A 15,726-nucleotide genomic window follows, 5' to 3' on the forward strand; every position below is an offset into this window, starting at 1 on the left:
CGGGAATGGACAGGACATGAGCGTCTTTTCGGACATCTTCTTCGGCGGCCTGTTCCAGGGCTCGCTCTACGCCATGATGGCGGTAGGGCTGGCGCTGGTCTGGACGACGATTGGCGTGTTCAATTTCAGCCATGGCGTGTTCATGATGCTGGGCGCCTATTTCGCCTGGCAGTTGGTCGCCTTCGGCCTGCCGGTGGTGATCGCCTTCCCGCTCGCCGTCATCGTCATGGCGGGCGCCGGCTGGATCCTGCAGGCTTCGGTGGTGCGGCCGCTGATCGGCCGTCCCAACATCGTGCTGGTCGTGGTCATCACCACGCTGGCGGCGGGCTCGCTGATCGAGAACGGGGCACTGACGGTCTGGGGCCCGCGCTCCAAGCAACTGCCGAGCCTCATCGAGGGCAACACCACCATCGCCGGCGTCGGCGTGTCGCTGCACCAGATCGCCATCATCGTCATCACGCCGCTCATTCTGGCCGCCCTGTGGTCGTTCCTCAACCGCACGCGGCTCGGACTGGCGCTGAGGGCGGTGGCGCAGAACGAGGATGCCAGCCAGCTCGTCGGCCTCAATGTCACGGCGCTTTACGGGCTTGCCTTCGCCATCGCCGCGTCGCTGGCGGGGCTTGCCGGGATCTTCATGGGCGGCTACCGCTTCATGAACCCGTCGATGGGCGCCGACCCGTTGCTCAAGGCACTGATCGTCGTGGTTTTCGGTGGTATTTCAAGCATTTCGGGACCGATCTTCGCTGCCTATCTGATCGGGTTCTTCGAGGCGGCGAGCAATTACTATTTCGGCCTCTACTGGACACCGGCACTGCTTTTCCTGGTGCTCATCGGAACGCTCATGGTGCGCCCTGAGGGTATCTTCGCCGGCCGTTCCCGGGGGCTGGCATGACGCTGCTCGACATCGCCATCCCGTCCGCGCCTGGCCGCGTCGCCTGGAACCGCGAGGCGATAGGCTTCGTGGCTGGCTTCCTTGTGCTCGCCCTGCTGCCGCTCGTTTTCGGCGACAGCTACAGCCGGCACGTGCTGATCATGATCTTCATCTATGCCGTCGTCGCCTCGAACTGGGATCTCAGCCTCGGCTATGGCGGCGTCTTCAATTTCGGCCATCTCGCGCTGTTCGGCATCGGCGTCTATGCCTACAGCCTGCTGGCCAAGGTGGCCGGTGTCGATCCGTGGATCGCGCTGTTATCAAGCGGCGTGATCGCGACGCTGGCGGCCGTGCTGGTAACCATTCCGATCCTGCGGCTGAAGGGCATCTATATCATCCTGGTCACGTTCGGCTTCGCCCAGCTGGTCATGCAGGTCATCATCAGCCAGTCCGACCTGACGGGCGGCACGCAAGGGTTGGTGCGGGTGCCGGGCCTCTACGTCTTCGACCACAACATGATCCGCGACGGCAAGCTCGCCTATTTCTACATCGCGCTGGCGCTGCTGGTGGCGAGCACGCTGTTCCTGCGCCTGTTCGTGCGCTCGCGCGCCGGCGCCAGCATCATGGCGCTGCGCGACAATGAGGAATATGCCATCAGCCGCGGTGTCTCGCTGGTCAGGCAGCGCATGGTGACGCTGGCGGCGAGCGCCTTCTTCACCGGGATCGCCGGCGCCTTCTACGCCGCCTACCAGCGCAACGCCTCGATCGACGTGTTCGGCATGAGTCTGGCGACCATCATCCTGTCGATGGTGCTGCTGGGCGGAACGAGCACGATCTACGGCGCCATCATCGCGTCCTTCGTGCTGACCGTCTTTTCCGAGGCGATGGCCGATTTCGGCGCGTGGCGGCCGATGATCACGGCGCTGCTCATCATCGTCATCATGCTGGTCTATCCAAGCGGCCTGGTCGGCATGATCCGCGCCGCCTGGACATGGGTAGCCGAGCGCGTCAAGCCCGGCCTGACGACACCTCAAGTTAGCGAACGCCGCACCAGTCGATGACGGAAGCGGCGATGACCTTGGCGGTTTCCACCACCGAGTCGACCTCGACATATTCGTCGGCGCCATGGAAGCCGTCGCCGGACGGACCGAAGATGACGCCGTCGACGCCGGCGCCGGCATAGTGCGCGGCGTCGCACACCGCGATGAAACCTTTCACCTCGGGCGTCTTGCCGATACGCGCCTTGTTGGCGACCAGCGACCTGACCAGCGGATGATCCGGCGAGGTGTTCATCGGCGGGAAATAGAGGCCGCCCAGCTCCCACTTGATGGTCGGCGGATTGTCGCGCAGCCAGGCGTCGGCGGCGGCGAAATGATGCACGAAGGTCTCGAAATCGCGACGGTAGTCGGCTGAGTTTTCGTCGGGCAGGAACTTCATGTCGAGGTCGAGCACGGCGACATCGGGGATGATCGCCGGATTGGTCATCACCGTCGGCAGGCCATCCTCGCCAAGCCCGGTGCCGCCATACATCACGCCGATGTTGATGGTGTTCATGCCAAGCGGCAGCAGCGGATGCGATCTGGCCCGCGTGCGGTCGAGTTCGTATTGGCGTACAGCCGTTATGAAGCGGGCAGCCAGTTCGATGGCATTGACGCCAGGTTCCAGCCGGTCCTTACCGTGGCGCTGCGGATAGATTTCATTGTAGCGCAGCGCCGAATGCGCGTTGCGGCCGCGGATCGTCACCCGCGCCCATTCGAGCCCGCCCTCGACCGGCAGGACGTCGCCCCAGGTCGGTTCGGCGACCAGCACCGCCTTGGCGAGCTTGCCCTTCGCAACCGCGTCCATGGCGCCGAAGCCGCCGGCCTCCTCGTCGACCACGCTGTGGATCGCCAGTCGGCCCTGCAGCGTGATGCCGGCCTTGCGGATGGCATGCGCGGCAGCGATGCAGGCGGCGACGCCGCCCTTCATGTCAACCGCGCCGCGGCCGTAGAGACGCCCGTTGGTGATGGCGGCGCCAAACGGGTCGACCGACCAGTTCTTCATTTCGCCGACCGGCACCACGTCGATGTGGCCACACAGGATCAGGCTGCGCGCCTCATCGCCCGCCCATTCGCCGGCGAGATTGGGCCGACCCGGCAAGACATCCCATTGCTCGGTCGCAAAGCCGTCCGCCTTGAGGATCGGCTCCAGCAGCGCCTGCACGTCGGCCTCCCGGTTCAGGCCCTGTTTCGTCTCGAATTTGGGATTCACCGAAGGGATTTGAACCATATCGCTGGTCAGCCCGATCACCCAGTCTCGATCCTTGTCGATTTCGGCTTGCGCAGCGGCAATGGCCGCATCCCTGTCCAGCATGTCGATGTCCTTTCGTGCTGCCGCCTCGGTGGCGTTGGTAATTGTCTTTGATCGCAGGGACTGCCGGGCCGACCATCGGCCCCTGTCACGTCGACTTGTGCTTGCCTCTCACAAACGGCGCCGCCCACTTCCCTGGATCGCCGTCGACGGTCTTCTTGGGGCCGGCGCCGGCAAAATCCGATGCGTCGAGCGTCACGCCATTGGCGCGACGGATTCTTTCGATGTCCTCGATGCGCTTGCGCACCGTCAGGCCTTCACTCTCCAGCGCGTGGGCGAATACGGTTTCCATCTGGACGACGGCCGTGGCCAGCGTGTCGAAGGGCGAATTGGCCTCGATCGCGGCGATTAATGTCAGGTCGGCATGTTCGGAGATCGGTGAGAGCCAGGGATCGGTGAAGAGCAGGACGCTCATGCCGCGCTGGCGCGCTTGGCGGGCGAAGTTGACCACGTCGGACTGGTAGCGGCGGTAGTCGAAGACGACGAGCAGGTCGCGCTTGCCGAGATCGATCAAGAGATCAAAATCCGTCGGCGCCAGCGAGCCGACATCGTGCACACCGGGACGGAACTGCACGAGATAGCCGGCCAGCATCGAGGCGATGTGGCGGCTGAAGCGCCCGCCGAGCAGCACGACCTGGCCCTTGCAGTCGAGCAGCATCTTTGCGGCCCGGCCATAGCTTTGGGAGGCAACGGCAGTGCGCGTCCGCTCAAGGCTGTCGGAAACCGAGTGAAAATAGTCGTTGACCGTGCCGTCGCTCGAATTGGCCGGACGCTTGGCCTCCATCATCAGCAACGGCGAGTGCAGCCGGGATTCGATTTCCGCCAGAAGCTTGCCCTGGAAGGCGGCGAAGCCGCCATAGCCAAGCTTGACCATGAGGCGCATGACCGTCGGATCGCTGACGCCCGCTGCCTTTGCCAGGCGGGTGGCGGTGCCGAGGCCGGACATCGGATAATCGGCAAGAAGCACCTGCACGATCTTGGCTTCGGCGGATGTGAGGACCAGGCTGGTATGCGCCAACTCTTCGCGGATCGACACCGGACCTCTCCCTTTCCGCTTCAGTCGATGATAGAGAAATTACAAATTCTGCCCCTGATGTCAATTTTTGGAAGGAATTCTACAAGGTTGAATTCGGAGCCCCCGTCTGTTCCGCCCGGGTCGTGCGGTAAAGGCACACTCTGTGCGAGCGCGGCCCGAATCGGCTATGGCATCCAGGATGCAGGAGACGTCTCTTTACACCCCGGTGAAGCGGTTTCTTGAGAGCCTGGAATTCACTGTCAAAGGCGAGATTGGCGGCTGCGATGTCGTCGGTCTGCGCGACGGTGAGCCACCGGTGGTCGTCATCTGCGAATTGAAACTGCAGTTCAACCTCGAGCTCGTCCTTCAAGGCATCGATCGTGCCGCGGCGTGCGACGAGGTCTGGCTCGCCGCGCGCATGTCCAGTCGGGGCAAGGGCCGCGAGCACGATCGCCGGTTTCGCGCGCTCTGCCGCCGGCTCGGTTTCGGCCTTCTGGCGGTCGGCTCCTCCGGCAATGTCGAACTGCTGCTCAGTCCGGCCGCTCCGCCGCCGCGGCGAGATCCAAGGCGAAGGTCGCGCCTGATGGAAGAGCACCGGCGCCGGCGCGGCGACCCTGTGGTCGGCGGCGGCTCCCGCACACCGATCATGACCGCTTACCGGCAGGATGCGCTGGCCTGCGCCGCCGCGATGGTGGACGGTCCCAAGCGCCCGCGCGATCTGAAAGCCATCTCGCCTCGCGCCGCCAATATCCTGCTTCACAATGTCTATGGATGGTTCGCCAGGGCCGAGCGCGGCGTCTATGCGCTTACTGACGTCGGCCATGCGGCCTTGCAGCGCTGGTCACAGCCGGCGCCATGACGAGGCAGTCTGCTGCTGGCGGTCGAAGGATTGTTGGAGGAGGCGAAACGTGACAGCCTCTTGCGGACGACAAAGACTGCTCCTGCGATAGCGGCGGAGCAATCGAATGAGTGGTGACCTCCATGGAGTCCCGGCGAAGATGAAGGTGATTCCCGCCATCGTGCTTCTGCTCTGCAGCCTCATGACAGGCTGCGCATCGCCTTTGCGCGCGTCGGTCGATGCCGCGAAATACGACACGATGAGTTGCGTCGAACTCAACGTGGCAATGGGCACCGTCGCCAGCGAGATCTCGCAGACGGCGATCACCCGGGGCAAGGTTGCGCATGCAAATATCCCGACCTGGCTATGGGGCGGCCGGCGCGTCGCCTCCACCGTCGCTGCTCGCGAAGGCGCGAAGATCGAGCGGTTGCGGCAGCAGCAGGCTGCGATTGCAGCAGCCAGAAGCAGGAAATGTTGATTGCGCAGAGGCACGGCGTTTGGCCGAGGCAGTTAGCAGGCGCATCGTCTAGAATGCGCCCATTGCAAACTCTTCCGCTTGGCAAGCGCGCTCAGGATCGGCGCGATGAAGCCCCCCGGCTTCTCGGAAGCAGGAAACCATCCTTCAGCAACTCCAAGGCGTCGAGTGCCTCCTCATCCTGCAAATTGGTCAGAGGCACGTCGCCCACGAAGACAACCATTTCGTCGTCTATGTCGTAGACTTCCCAAAGTCCGTCCTTGATCCTTCGGATGGCGTGCCGACGTTCCATGAGCGGAAGCTAATTGAGTCTCGTAAATGGCGCGTAAAAAAAATCGGATGGGCTAATATTAGCGGTGGAAAACTTAAGGGCATCTTGGGGCGTGCTGGTTGGTCTCCAAGGCATTCCTGGGAAAGTGCGGCGGCCCAGCGGCTTGGTAGATTACTGGCAGCGGTAGGCCGCTGGGCCTGACCAGCGGCCATGGGGGAGGCTCTCGCCGGCTGGTGAAAACATGGGCTCAAGCCGATTCGAGCGAAACATGCGAATGAATTATGACAGCGCCTAAATTCTTCGGCACGGCGCGTTTCTCGTTGCGGAGGCTGGCCACAGCATTCCTGTTGCACTTTCGACAATCACCGCCACCAAACGGTTACAAGAGAGGGCCATGCTGGCTTGTCTTAACCAGGAGGTAACCATGACCTTGACGTACAAGGCGGTTCAGGAAGTGCTCCGAAAAGCCGGCATTGTCATGAGCAAGAAGGGGGGAGTTCACCGCATAAACTTCTTCAGCGGTCTGGAAGAAACCGCCTACTACACGCCAAATCTTCAGGATGTCCTGGACAAGGGTTTGGCGATGGCGAGCGGAAGGCCGCGATCAAGCGGCTACCTCAGGTCGGTCGAAGAACGGCGGATGGCGACGAGGGCGCATCTGACAAGTGCGCCCCCGCTGATGCGCCTCGTGGTAAATCGCGAAGGCAGGATCGCCGACTGATCCCGAGGCCGATGCCGAGCGGAGAAGAGAATTATGTGCTATGCGGCTAGCAGGGGATGGACCCCTCGCTGGTCCGACGCGCGGGCAGCGCGTAGTTCCGTGTTGTTGCTTTCTGCTTGACGTCAAATGCGCCCTCGGCTCTTACTGGGAGATGCTCGCACGCAACGACGCTTACAAGCCGCCCGAACCTTGGCCCCACGGTTGGATGCTACTCGGTCTAGTTGTCGGCTTGGGCTTTTGCGCGGCGGCTTGGGTTGCAGTCATTGAGTTTGTCATAAGCGTATAGACTGAACTCTCCTAAGCCGGATTAGCGATTTCTCGCGGCCCTGAACTCCGCTTCCCAAGGCAGTACTTCGAAGTCAGGCTTGTGTCTGTGCGCGCGGTAGTCCTCCTGGGAGAGGAAGGTACATCTGGACCCCTCCAGTACGCAAACAAATGGCGGAATGCCTGGGCACCTATAGAGGCCAACGGTCTTCGAATTAGCATCGTCCATGGTTGCAGGGTTCTCATAGCTTCCGATTGTCGTCGACATTTATTGTAATGAACGGTTTCTGCTTCAGGAGACCACGGTTAACGACGGAAATTGGCGGGGCAGTGAAGCCGATGAACGCCGCATCTTGCCGGTACCAAGCGATCCGGCGCGGTAGGGCTTGTCAGTGCCATCCGGGATCAGAAAAATGATGCGCGGTCTCATTCAACCGATGGATGATCGCAGCACAGCGATCGCCGCAAATGCTTGCTCTGCAATCTTAAGCGCTCGTCCTTCGACACACCGCAACAGGAGCTTTCATAATGCACGACTTGCTGGTCGGTGGTGCGATCCTGCTGGTATCGGTAATTCACCTCGCGCTAGCCATTGAAGCAATTATCACGCGGCCGGCAGCAGGCAAGCCGACCGCGCGCTGGTGAGGCTGTCTAGGCGCGATGAGGGCAGACACATCCGTGCCATCCGCAGGGCAGGGCGCCCGACAGGTGCTTCAGTGTTTTGATCAGTTCGTTGAATCTGGCGGATGTGCTTCAGCCATCAAGAAGGAAAGCGGCGTCTGAGACCTGACTATCAACGCGCGGCCGAGCAACGCGCCGATCGCGCCGCCGATCTTAGCCGCCCATGTCAAATCAAGTCGAACATGACGTCCCGGTGCCGCTGCAGCAGCGACTGCTCCACCGCTTCCGGGCTAATTCGGCAATTCTGGCGTCTATGTTGCCCATCACGAATAGGCCGGCACCCAAGTGCGCGTCCGCGCTCATTCACTGGCTCTTGTTCGATGCATATTCGACGCATCGGCCTGAAAGTCAGCTAAGTGCTTGATCTGTCTGGTACGCCCAAGGGGAATCGAACCCCTGTTACCGCCGTGAAAGGGCGGTGTCCTGACCGCTAGACGATGGGCGCGCTCAGATGTGAGCGGTTTATAGTTGCGTTGTTTGAAACCGGCAACCCGTCTGCCACCGCCTGCGACAACTTTTTTCGGTGGCAGCAAACCGCCGGTTTCGCGGCGTTAGCACGGTTCCGCGCCGCACCGCATGTTTGTCTACCCGAACGGCTCCCTCGGATTTCTCTAAACCGGAAAAGAACTAGCCGCGCCGGCGGCAGCGCCAGTTCCAGTCGCGCTCCGGGCCGACGTCGACGTGAACGGATTCAGTATGGCAGTAGGTGCCGACGCCGCCACGGCCGGGCATGGTGCGGATATAGTTCGCCAGATCCCATTTCGAAACGCCTGGAACCTGGATGTCGGCGGCGGCGCAATACATGTGCAGCGAATTCTTGGCGCCATTGGCACGGCGGTTGCGGGCCGGGTCGCGATAGCCAGAGCTGACGACCATCTTCCTGCCGTAGTGGCCCTCGATCGTCTTCAGCACCCGGACCAGCGACGGCTTCAGGCAGGCGACGTCCACGCTCTCGTTCTGCTTCAGGAGACCGTTGGGCGCCAGCCGGGCAAGACCGGCGGCGGACGCCACCTGATAGGAGCCGCCCGAGCCTTCGTCCTCGTTGAGGTCGACATCGCTCTCGTCGTCGAGGCCGGACTTGCGCTTGATCTCGAACAACGCCGTCTGGCGCACGCCGGGCAGTGCATCGCTGGTGTAATTGCTGGTGTCGGTCGAAGCCAGCTGCACCGGCTTTTCGGCCGCGGTGGCCGAGGCCAGCGTCACGGCCGCCTTTGCCGGCGTCGGCGCCGTGGCCTTGAACTGTGCGGTGGCGACCTGCCTGACAGCGGCCTGATCTCCCGACCTGGCATTGACCGGCGCTGGCGCGGCCGAAGCGGGCGTGGCGCTGAAGAATGAGGCAAGGAAGCTTTTCTTCGGCGCTTGCGCCTGCGGTTCGCCGGCGGTCACATAGACTGGATTGTTCATGACCGGAGCCGCACCTTCCGGCTTCGGTGTGGTGGCTGCCGCATCGGCCGTTTGTGTTTTCTGCACTGCCGTGCCAGCCTGTTCAGCCGTCTGCCCGGATTGCTCCAGCGGTTTCGGCGTGTGGCCTGCAATCGTCTCGGCATCAGCGGGAATGGCAACCGGGAAACCGGCATCGGATTTGGCCCCCGGCCTGGTCACCGGCACATAGGCGACTTGTTCGGGAAGGGCCGCATCGCCCTCTGACGCCGTCGTCATTTGTGAAGTCGTCACCTGCGACGACGAATCGACGGCGGCGATCTGGTTGGCGCCGGAAGCGGTGCTGATATCGGCTGATGTCGCGTTATAGCCCGGCATACCAACGGACAAATCAGGATCACCGGCGGAGGTGCAGGACGCCAGAAGCACGGAAAAAAGCGCTGCCACAATAGCGCGGCTTTCTCCCTTCGCGAGGCGCGATCCTACTGATTTCAAAACAAAATTCCCCCTCGATGTCCGACCGGTACGTCATTGGCGCGACGTCTCGATGTCTCGCCGGAATGCTCCTTGTTCCCCCGACCGGAAACGAGATCTGTGTCAAATCCGCAAGCCTGAAAGTAATTCGACGGCAAGAGCTGAATCGGGGCCGCTTGAGGGTTGACGACACCATTTCGACCTCTTTTGGCGGCACGTCAACTCACCACACATTACAGAAGGTTACACACGCACCCTGACATAGGTCCCAGGGGCATCGCCCAAGGTTTTCATATGCTTGCCAGGTTTGCGGGCCGGAACTCTGGTGTTGTCCCTGGTCTCGATCCAGCGTTGCCAGTGCGGCCACCAGGAGCCGGGATGGTCGGTGGCCTTGGCTACCCACTGGTCGAAGTCACCGATTGGCTTGCCGCCGGTCCAGTAGTGATATTTCTGCGCTGCCGGCGGGTTGACCACGCCGGCGATGTGGCCGGAGCCGGCCATGACATACTCGACCTCGCCACCGAAATACTTCGAGCCGAGGAACACCGAGAGCGCCGGCGCGATATGGTCTTCCTTCGAGGCGAGGTTGTAGACGGGGATAGTGATGTCACCGAGCGATATCATGCGGCCCGCCAGTTCCATCATGCCTTGCGACAGATTGTTCTCGAGATAGCAATTGCGCAGGTAGAACGAATGGTTGGCGGCGCCCATGCGGGTCGAATCGGCGTTCCAGTAGAGCAGATCGAAGGGCAGGGGATCCTTGCCGCGCATGTAGTTGTTGACGACATAGGGCCAGATCAGGTCGCCCGAGCGCAGCATGTTGAAAGCAGTCGCCATCTTGGTGCCGTCGAGATAGCCTTTCTCGCTCATCGACTTCTCGACAGCCGCGACCTGCTCCTCGTCGACGAACACTTTCAGGTCGCCGGCATGGGTGAAGTCGACCTGCGTGGTGAAGAAGGTTGCCGATTTGATGCGGTCGTCTCCTTCCTGCGCCATCAGCGCCAGCGCTGCCGCCAGCAGCGTGCCGCCGACGCAATAGCCGATGGCGTTGACCTCTCTCTCGCCGGTGGCCTTTTCGATGGTGTCGAGGCCGTATTGCAGGCCTTCCCTGATATAGGCTTCCCAGCTCTTGGTGCCGTGGCGCTCGTCCGGGTTGATCCAGGAGATGACGAAGACGGTGTGGCCCTGCTCGACCGCCCAGCGGATGAAGGACTTTTGCGGGTTGAGATCGAGAATGTAGAATTTGTTGATCCATGGCGGACAGATCAGCAGCGGCCGCTTTAGTACGGTTTCGGTCGCCGGATCGTATTGCAGGATTTCGGCGACATCGCTGCGACCCACCACCTTGCCGGGTGTGGTGGCGAGGTTCTTGCCGATCTCGAAAGGCGAGTAATCGGCCTGCCTGAGCTTCAGGTCGCCCTTGCCGGCGGCGATGTCCTCGGCCAGCATCTTCATGCCGCGCACCAGGTTTTCACCGTTTGAGGCGATGGTCTCGCGAAACAGTTCCGGATTGGTCAGGATGAAATTCGACGGCGAGATGGCGTTGGACACCTGCTTGACGTAGAAGCTGGCCTTGTGGCGGGTGTGCTCGTCCAGGCCATCGGCGTGATCGACCAGCTCGGCCGCCCAGCGCGAGGTGACGAGATAGGCCTGCTTCAAAAAATCGAAAAAAGCGTTGCGGCCCCACTCCGGATCCTGGAAACGCTTGTCGCCACGCTCGGGCTTGACCGCGTCGTCGGTATCCTGGCCGTCGGCGCTGATGCGCTGGATGGCATTGGCCCAGACGGTCATGTAGCCGGAAAACAGCCGCGTCTGCGCTTCGAGCGCCCGCTGCGGGTCGGAAAGCCAGTATTCGCTGAGCTTGGAGAAGGTTTTCACCATGTCGACGACCGGCTCGGCGACATGATCGCGCACATCGCCCTTTTCGCGCGGCTCGGCCCAGGCGGAGGCTGCCTTGCCGGCCTGCTCGATCATGCGCGCCATGTTCAAGGCGAAGCGTTCCGGGTCCTTCACCAGATATTGCTCAACGGTCGAAGGCTCGTCATCTTCCGCTTTGCCCGAATCGGGTGTTTTGGACATGGTGCGCGGGGTTCCTCCCGAAGCGTTTTCTTGACATATTATCATGGGACATCCGGCAGGGTCCAACGCGCTCTACCCCGGATGCCAAGGAAACAATATGACAATTAATATTGGCGAAACTGTTTTTTCCGGCATCGGTCGTTTTTGCCGCACGGGCGTAGCGGTCGTCTTGCTGGCGATCGCAGGGTGTTCGAGCACCAATATCGACGGCGCCACGCCGGTTGCGACCGCCGAAGGGCCGAAGGACACCGGCACCTATCCGAACCTCAACGTTCCGCCTCAGGTGGCGGCCGAGCAATTCACCGAAGCGGAAAAGAACGCCAAGCTCGCCCAGTTGAAGGCTGACGAGCAGGGGCAGGGCTCGAAGGGTGGCGCGGCCAAGGTGACGAATCCGGCGACGCTGAACGCGCTGGCAAAGCAGCATGGGCCAGATACGCTGAAGCAGATCGGAGCCAATTGCGACCCTGCTCTCGACCCTGACTGCAAATAAGCCTATATCGCGCCACCGAAAACGGTCTTTGCCAACGTCTGGAACTGCCATGGAAGAATTTCACAAGGTTCGCCGGCTTCCGCCTTATGTTTTCGAGCAGGTCAACCGGCTGAAGGCCAGCGCCCGCTCGCGTGGCGCCGACATCGTTGACCTTGGCATGGGCAATCCGGACCTGCCGACGCCGAAGGCGATCGTCGACAAATTGTGCGAGGTCGTGCGCGATCCGCGCACGCATCGTTATTCGTCGTCGCGCGGCATTCCGGGCCTGCGTCGCGCCCAGGCCAATTACTATGCCCGCCGTTTCGGTGTGAAGCTCGACCCGGACACGCAGGTGGTGGCGACGCTGGGCTCGAAGGAAGGCTTCGCCAATATGGCGCAGGCGATCACCGCTCCCGGCGACGTGATCCTGTGCCCCAATCCGACCTATCCGATTCACGCTTTCGGCTTCATCATGTCGGGCGGCGTCATCCGCTCGCTGCAGGTCGAGCCGGATGACGGCTTCATTCCGGCGCTCGAACGCGGCATACGCCATTCGATCCCTAAGCCGCTGGCGCTGATCCTCAATTATCCGTCGAACCCGACAGCGCTGGTCGCCTCGCTCGATTTCTACAAGGACGTTGTCGCCTTCGCCAGGAAGAACGACATCATCATCCTGTCGGACCTTGCCTATTCGGAGATCTATTTCGACGGAAATCCGCCGCCCTCGGTGCTGCAGGTGCCGGGCGCGATCGATGTGGCGGTCGAGTTTACCTCGATGTCGAAGACCTTCTCCATGCCCGGCTGGCGCATGGGATTCGCGGTCGGCAACGAACGGCTGATCTCGGCGCTGACGCGTGTAAAATCCTATCTCGACTACGGCGCCTTCACGCCGATCCAGGTGGCCGCGGCACATGCGTTGAACGGCGACGGCGCCGACATCGCCGAGGTGCGCGACATCTATCACAAGCGCCGCGACGTCATGGTCGACGCCTTCAGCCGTGCCGGCTGGACCATTCCGGCACCGGCGGCGTCGATGTTCGCCTGGGCGCCGATACCCGAACCGTTTCGTCATCTCGGGTCGCTTGAATTCTCCAAGCTTCTGATCGAACACGCCGATGTGGCGGTGGCGCCGGGTGTCGGGTTCGGCGAGCATGGCGACGATCATGTGCGCATCGCGCTGGTCGAAAACGAGCACCGGATCCGCCAGGCGGCGCGCAACATCAAGCGCTTCCTGGCGTCCAGCGCCAAGCAGCCGAACAATGTGGTGCCGCTCGCCGCGCATCGCTGAGTTTGCCTGACATTATCGAACCGAATCTTGAGGGGCGTCGCCGGACATGGCTGAAGCGTTGCGTGTTGGAATTGCCGGCCTCGGCACCGTCGGCGCGTCGGTGGCGCGCGTGCTGCGCGACAAGGCGGCGGAACTGACGCGCCAGTGCGGACGCGACATCGTCGTGTCGGCCGTTTCGGCCCGCGATCCAAAGCGTGACCGCGGCGTCGACCTCGGCGCGGCCAAATGGTTCGACGACGCGACGAAGATGGCGCAGACCGCCGATATCGATGTCTTCGTCGAGTTGATCGGCGGCGACGAGGGAACTGCGCGATCGTCGGTGAAAGGGGCGCTTGAATCCGGCCGGCACGTCGTCACCGCCAACAAGGCGCTGCTCGCCAAGCACGGCGTGGCGCTTGCCGAGATCGCCGAGAGGAAAGGCGTGCTGCTCAACTATGAGGCGGCGGTGGCAGGCGGCATTCCGGTCATCAAGACGATGCGCGAGGCGATGGCCGGCAATTCGATCACGCGCGTCTTCGGCATCCTCAACGGCACCTGCAACTATATCCTGACCCGCATGGAGGCCGAGGGCCTGTCCTTCGACGCCTGCCTGAAGGATGCGCAACGGCTGGGTTATGCCGAGGCCGATCCGACCTTCGACATCGAAGGACACGATACCGCGCACAAGCTGTCGATCCTGACCAGCCTCGCCTTTGGCACGAGGATCGCCGCCAACGACATCTACATGGAAGGCATCTCCAACATCAGCCAGGCCGACATCCGCGCGGCCGCCGATCTCGGCTACCGGATAAAATTGCTCGGCGTCGCCCAGCGCACGGAAAGCGGCATCGAACAGCGCGTGCATCCGACCATGGTGCCGACGGCCTCGGTCATCGCGCAGGTGCATGGCGTCACCAATGCCGTCGCGATCGAAACCGATATTCTGGGTGAACTCCTGCTCTCCGGTCCCGGCGCCGGCGGCAACGCCACCGCCTCGGCTGTCATCGGCGACATTGCCGACATCGCCAAGAGCCGGCCGGGTTTCCAGCACGGTCCGGTGTTCGGCCGGCCGACGAAGGAGTTGAAGCCCTACAAGAAGGCACAGATGCGCAGCCATGCCGGCGGCTATTTCATCCGGCTGACCGTGCATGACCGTATCGGCGTCTTCGCCGCGATAGCCAAGCGCATGGCCGACAACGACATTTCGCTGGAATCGATCGTGCAGCACGCCGCCGGTCCGGAAACCGAAGCCCAGAAGACGGTCATCCTCGTCACCCATGAGACGACCGAGGCTGCGGTGCGCAAGGCCGTCGACGGCATCACCAAGGACGGCCATCTGACCGACAAGCCGCAGGTGATCCGCATCGAGCGGGCGGGGTAGAAATCTACCCTTCTTCTTTAATCGATTGATATCGTTGCTTTTTCAAAAAAGACCCGGCCAGGTCTTGCTGTTGTCATGGAGCTTTGACACAAGGAGCGCCGCTTCTGGCGGGAGGCAATGTGCCAACGAGGATTTTCCACCGATGAATGTGGCCCAGAGCATCGTCGCCGGTCTTGACCGGATACTCACCATGGAACTGGTGCGTGTCACCGAACGCGCCGCGGTCGCGGCCGCCCGATTGCGCGGACGCGGCGACGAAATGGCCGCCGACCAGGTCGCGGTCGATGCCATGCGCCAGGAACTCAATCGTCTTTCCATCAAGGGCACGGTGGTGATCGGCGAGGGCGAGCGCGACGAGGCGCCGATGCTGTATATCGGCGAGGAAGTCGGCTCCGGCAAAGGCCCGGCGGTCGATATCGCGCTCGATCCGCTGGAAGGCACGACGATCTGCGCCAAGAACCTGCCCAATGCGCTGGCCGTCATCGCGATCGCGGAAAAGGGCAGTCTGCTGTTCGCGCCCGATGTCTACATGGACAAGATTGCCATCGGCCCGGGCTACGCTGACGGTGTCGTCGATATCGACGCCTCGCCGGCCGAAAACATCGCCAGCCTGGCCAAGGCCAAGGGTGTGCCGGTATCGGAGATCACCGCTTGCATCCTCGACCGGCCGCGCCATGGCAAGTTGATCGAGGCAGTGCGCGCCACGGGCGCCGCGATCCGGCTGATCGGCGATGGCGATGTCGCCGGCGTCATCCACACCACCGACCCGGACGAGACCGGCATCGACATCTATCTCGGGACCGGCGGCGCGCCGGAGGGTGTGCTGGCGGCTGCTGCTCTGCGCTGCACCGGCGGCCAGATGCAGGGGAGGCTGATCCTCGACACGCCGGAAAAAGTGGCGCGCGCGGCGAAGATGGGCATCTCCGATCCAAAGCGGGTCTATCGCACGCAGGACATGGCGCGCGGCGACGTGCTGTTCGCGGCCACCGGTGTGACCGACGGCAACATGCTGGCCGGCGTCAAGTTCGGCCGCAATTCCATCACTACGCACACGATCGTGCTGCGCTCGTCGTCGCGCACCGTGCGCGAGATCAAGGCGCGCCACCAGGATCTGGAAAAGTTCTGATTCGCCAGATTTAGCCGTCGCATATTGTGAGAGCCGTCGCATATTGTGAGAAATGACAATTTGCA

13 protein-coding genes and 1 tRNA gene are annotated in these 15,726 nt (G+C 62.4%); 9 read left to right on the top strand and 5 right to left on the bottom strand.

Annotated features, from left to right (window positions below; genetic code table 11):
* The first annotated feature begins 16 nt into the window (after positions 1 to 16).
* Positions 17 to 892 (top strand): branched-chain amino acid ABC transporter permease, encoded by an 876-nt coding sequence (locus tag AC0L2H_RS12475; protein ID WP_473590502.1) that lies wholly within the window; start codon positions 17 to 19, stop codon positions 890 to 892.
* On the top strand, positions 889 to 1,932 hold the full coding sequence (locus AC0L2H_RS12480; RefSeq protein WP_473590503.1) for a branched-chain amino acid ABC transporter permease: 1,044 nt from the start codon (positions 889 to 891) through the stop codon (positions 1,930 to 1,932). The genes AC0L2H_RS12475 and AC0L2H_RS12480 overlap by 4 nt, the downstream gene beginning before the upstream one ends.
* Here the strand turns inward: AC0L2H_RS12480 and AC0L2H_RS12485 are convergent.
* Positions 1,907 to 3,223 (bottom strand): M20 family metallopeptidase, encoded by a 1,317-nt coding sequence (locus tag AC0L2H_RS12485; protein WP_473590504.1) that lies wholly within the window; start codon positions 3,221 to 3,223, stop codon positions 1,907 to 1,909. The two genes, AC0L2H_RS12480 and AC0L2H_RS12485, sit on opposite strands and share 26 nt — an antisense overlap.
* An 85-nt stretch (positions 3,224 to 3,308) precedes the next feature.
* On the bottom strand, positions 3,309 to 4,256 hold the full coding sequence (locus AC0L2H_RS12490) for a MurR/RpiR family transcriptional regulator (RefSeq protein ID WP_473590505.1): 948 nt from the start codon (positions 4,254 to 4,256) through the stop codon (positions 3,309 to 3,311).
* Positions 4,257 to 4,434: 178 nt separating this feature from the next.
* Between AC0L2H_RS12490 and AC0L2H_RS12495 the strand changes: the two genes are divergently transcribed.
* From AC0L2H_RS12495 to AC0L2H_RS12505, 3 genes are all read left to right on the top strand, one after another.
* Positions 4,435 to 5,094 carry a DUF2161 domain-containing phosphodiesterase gene (locus AC0L2H_RS12495; RefSeq protein WP_473590506.1) on the top strand — a complete coding sequence of 220 codons (660 nt, stop codon included), beginning with the start codon at positions 4,435 to 4,437 and terminating at the stop codon, positions 5,092 to 5,094.
* 139 nt (positions 5,095 to 5,233) lie between these two features.
* Positions 5,234 to 5,551, top strand: a complete 318-nt coding sequence (locus AC0L2H_RS12500; protein WP_473590721.1) for a hypothetical protein — start codon at positions 5,234 to 5,236, stop codon at positions 5,549 to 5,551.
* Positions 5,552 to 6,243: 692 nt separating this feature from the next.
* Complete coding sequence (locus AC0L2H_RS12505; protein WP_473590507.1) at positions 6,244 to 6,540, top strand: hypothetical protein; 297 nt, start codon at positions 6,244 to 6,246, stop codon at positions 6,538 to 6,540.
* 1,315 nt (positions 6,541 to 7,855) lie between these two features.
* On the opposite strand, the gene AC0L2H_RS12510 is transcribed toward AC0L2H_RS12505, so the two are convergent.
* From AC0L2H_RS12510 to phaC, 3 genes are all read right to left on the bottom strand, one after another.
* Positions 7,856 to 7,930: transfer RNA gene (locus AC0L2H_RS12510), tRNA-Glu, on the bottom strand.
* Between the two features lie 182 nt (positions 7,931 to 8,112).
* The gene (locus AC0L2H_RS12515) at positions 8,113 to 9,312 is read right to left on the bottom strand and encodes a YcbK family protein (protein ID WP_473590508.1); all 1,200 of its coding nucleotides are present in this window, start codon (positions 9,310 to 9,312) and stop codon (positions 8,113 to 8,115) included.
* Positions 9,313 to 9,582: 270 nt separating this feature from the next.
* On the bottom strand, positions 9,583 to 11,418 hold the full coding sequence (gene phaC, locus AC0L2H_RS12520) for a class I poly(R)-hydroxyalkanoic acid synthase (protein WP_473590509.1): 1,836 nt from the start codon (positions 11,416 to 11,418) through the stop codon (positions 9,583 to 9,585).
* 97 nt (positions 11,419 to 11,515) lie between these two features.
* Here phaC and AC0L2H_RS12525 point away from each other — a divergent pair, with 97 nt between their 5' ends.
* The 4 genes from AC0L2H_RS12525 to glpX all read left to right on the top strand — a co-directional run bounded on the left by AC0L2H_RS12525 (position 11,516) and on the right by glpX (position 15,661).
* A complete protein-coding gene (locus AC0L2H_RS12525; RefSeq protein ID WP_473590510.1) occupies positions 11,516 to 11,908 on the top strand; it encodes a hypothetical protein in 393 nt (130 codons plus the stop codon).
* Positions 11,909 to 11,957: 49 nt separating this feature from the next.
* Positions 11,958 to 13,175: an LL-diaminopimelate aminotransferase gene (locus AC0L2H_RS12530; protein ID WP_473590511.1), complete on the top strand. Its 1,218-nt coding sequence runs from the start codon at positions 11,958 to 11,960 to the stop codon at positions 13,173 to 13,175.
* A 46-nt stretch (positions 13,176 to 13,221) separates the two neighbouring features.
* Positions 13,222 to 14,535, top strand: coding sequence for a homoserine dehydrogenase (locus tag AC0L2H_RS12535; protein WP_473590512.1), 1,314 nt, complete (start codon positions 13,222 to 13,224; stop codon positions 14,533 to 14,535).
* A 142-nt stretch (positions 14,536 to 14,677) separates the two neighbouring features.
* Entirely contained in the window at positions 14,678 to 15,661 is a 984-nt protein-coding gene (glpX, locus tag AC0L2H_RS12540; RefSeq protein WP_473590513.1) for a class II fructose-bisphosphatase, read from the top strand.
* The last annotated feature ends 65 nt before the right edge of the window (positions 15,662 to 15,726 follow it).

Source organism: Mesorhizobium sp. WSM4871, from assembly GCF_055811295.1.

Bases quoted from the DNA above. Each gene is read 5' to 3' on its own strand.
- AC0L2H_RS12530 (WP_473590511.1), top strand. From the start codon at position 11,958: ATGGAAGAATTTCACAAGGTTCGCCGGCTTCCGCCTTATGTTTTCGAG.
- AC0L2H_RS12495 (WP_473590506.1), top strand. From the start codon at position 4,435: ATGCAGGAGACGTCTCTTTACACCCCGGTGAAGCGGTTTCTTGAGAGC.
- AC0L2H_RS12525 (WP_473590510.1), top strand. From the start codon at position 11,516: ATGACAATTAATATTGGCGAAACTGTTTTTTCCGGCATCGGTCGTTTT.
- glpX (WP_473590513.1), top strand. From the start codon at position 14,678: ATGAATGTGGCCCAGAGCATCGTCGCCGGTCTTGACCGGATACTCACC.
- AC0L2H_RS12485 (WP_473590504.1), bottom strand. From the start codon at position 3,223: ATGCTGGACAGGGATGCGGCCATTGCCGCTGCGCAAGCCGAAATCGAC.
- AC0L2H_RS12505 (WP_473590507.1), top strand. From the start codon at position 6,244: ATGACCTTGACGTACAAGGCGGTTCAGGAAGTGCTCCGAAAAGCCGGC.
- AC0L2H_RS12535 (WP_473590512.1), top strand. From the start codon at position 13,222: ATGGCTGAAGCGTTGCGTGTTGGAATTGCCGGCCTCGGCACCGTCGGC.
- AC0L2H_RS12480 (WP_473590503.1), top strand. From the start codon at position 889: ATGACGCTGCTCGACATCGCCATCCCGTCCGCGCCTGGCCGCGTCGCC.
- AC0L2H_RS12500 (WP_473590721.1), top strand. From the start codon at position 5,234: ATGAAGGTGATTCCCGCCATCGTGCTTCTGCTCTGCAGCCTCATGACA.
- AC0L2H_RS12475 (WP_473590502.1), top strand. From the start codon at position 17: ATGAGCGTCTTTTCGGACATCTTCTTCGGCGGCCTGTTCCAGGGCTCG.
- phaC (WP_473590509.1), bottom strand. From the start codon at position 11,418: ATGTCCAAAACACCCGATTCGGGCAAAGCGGAAGATGACGAGCCTTCG.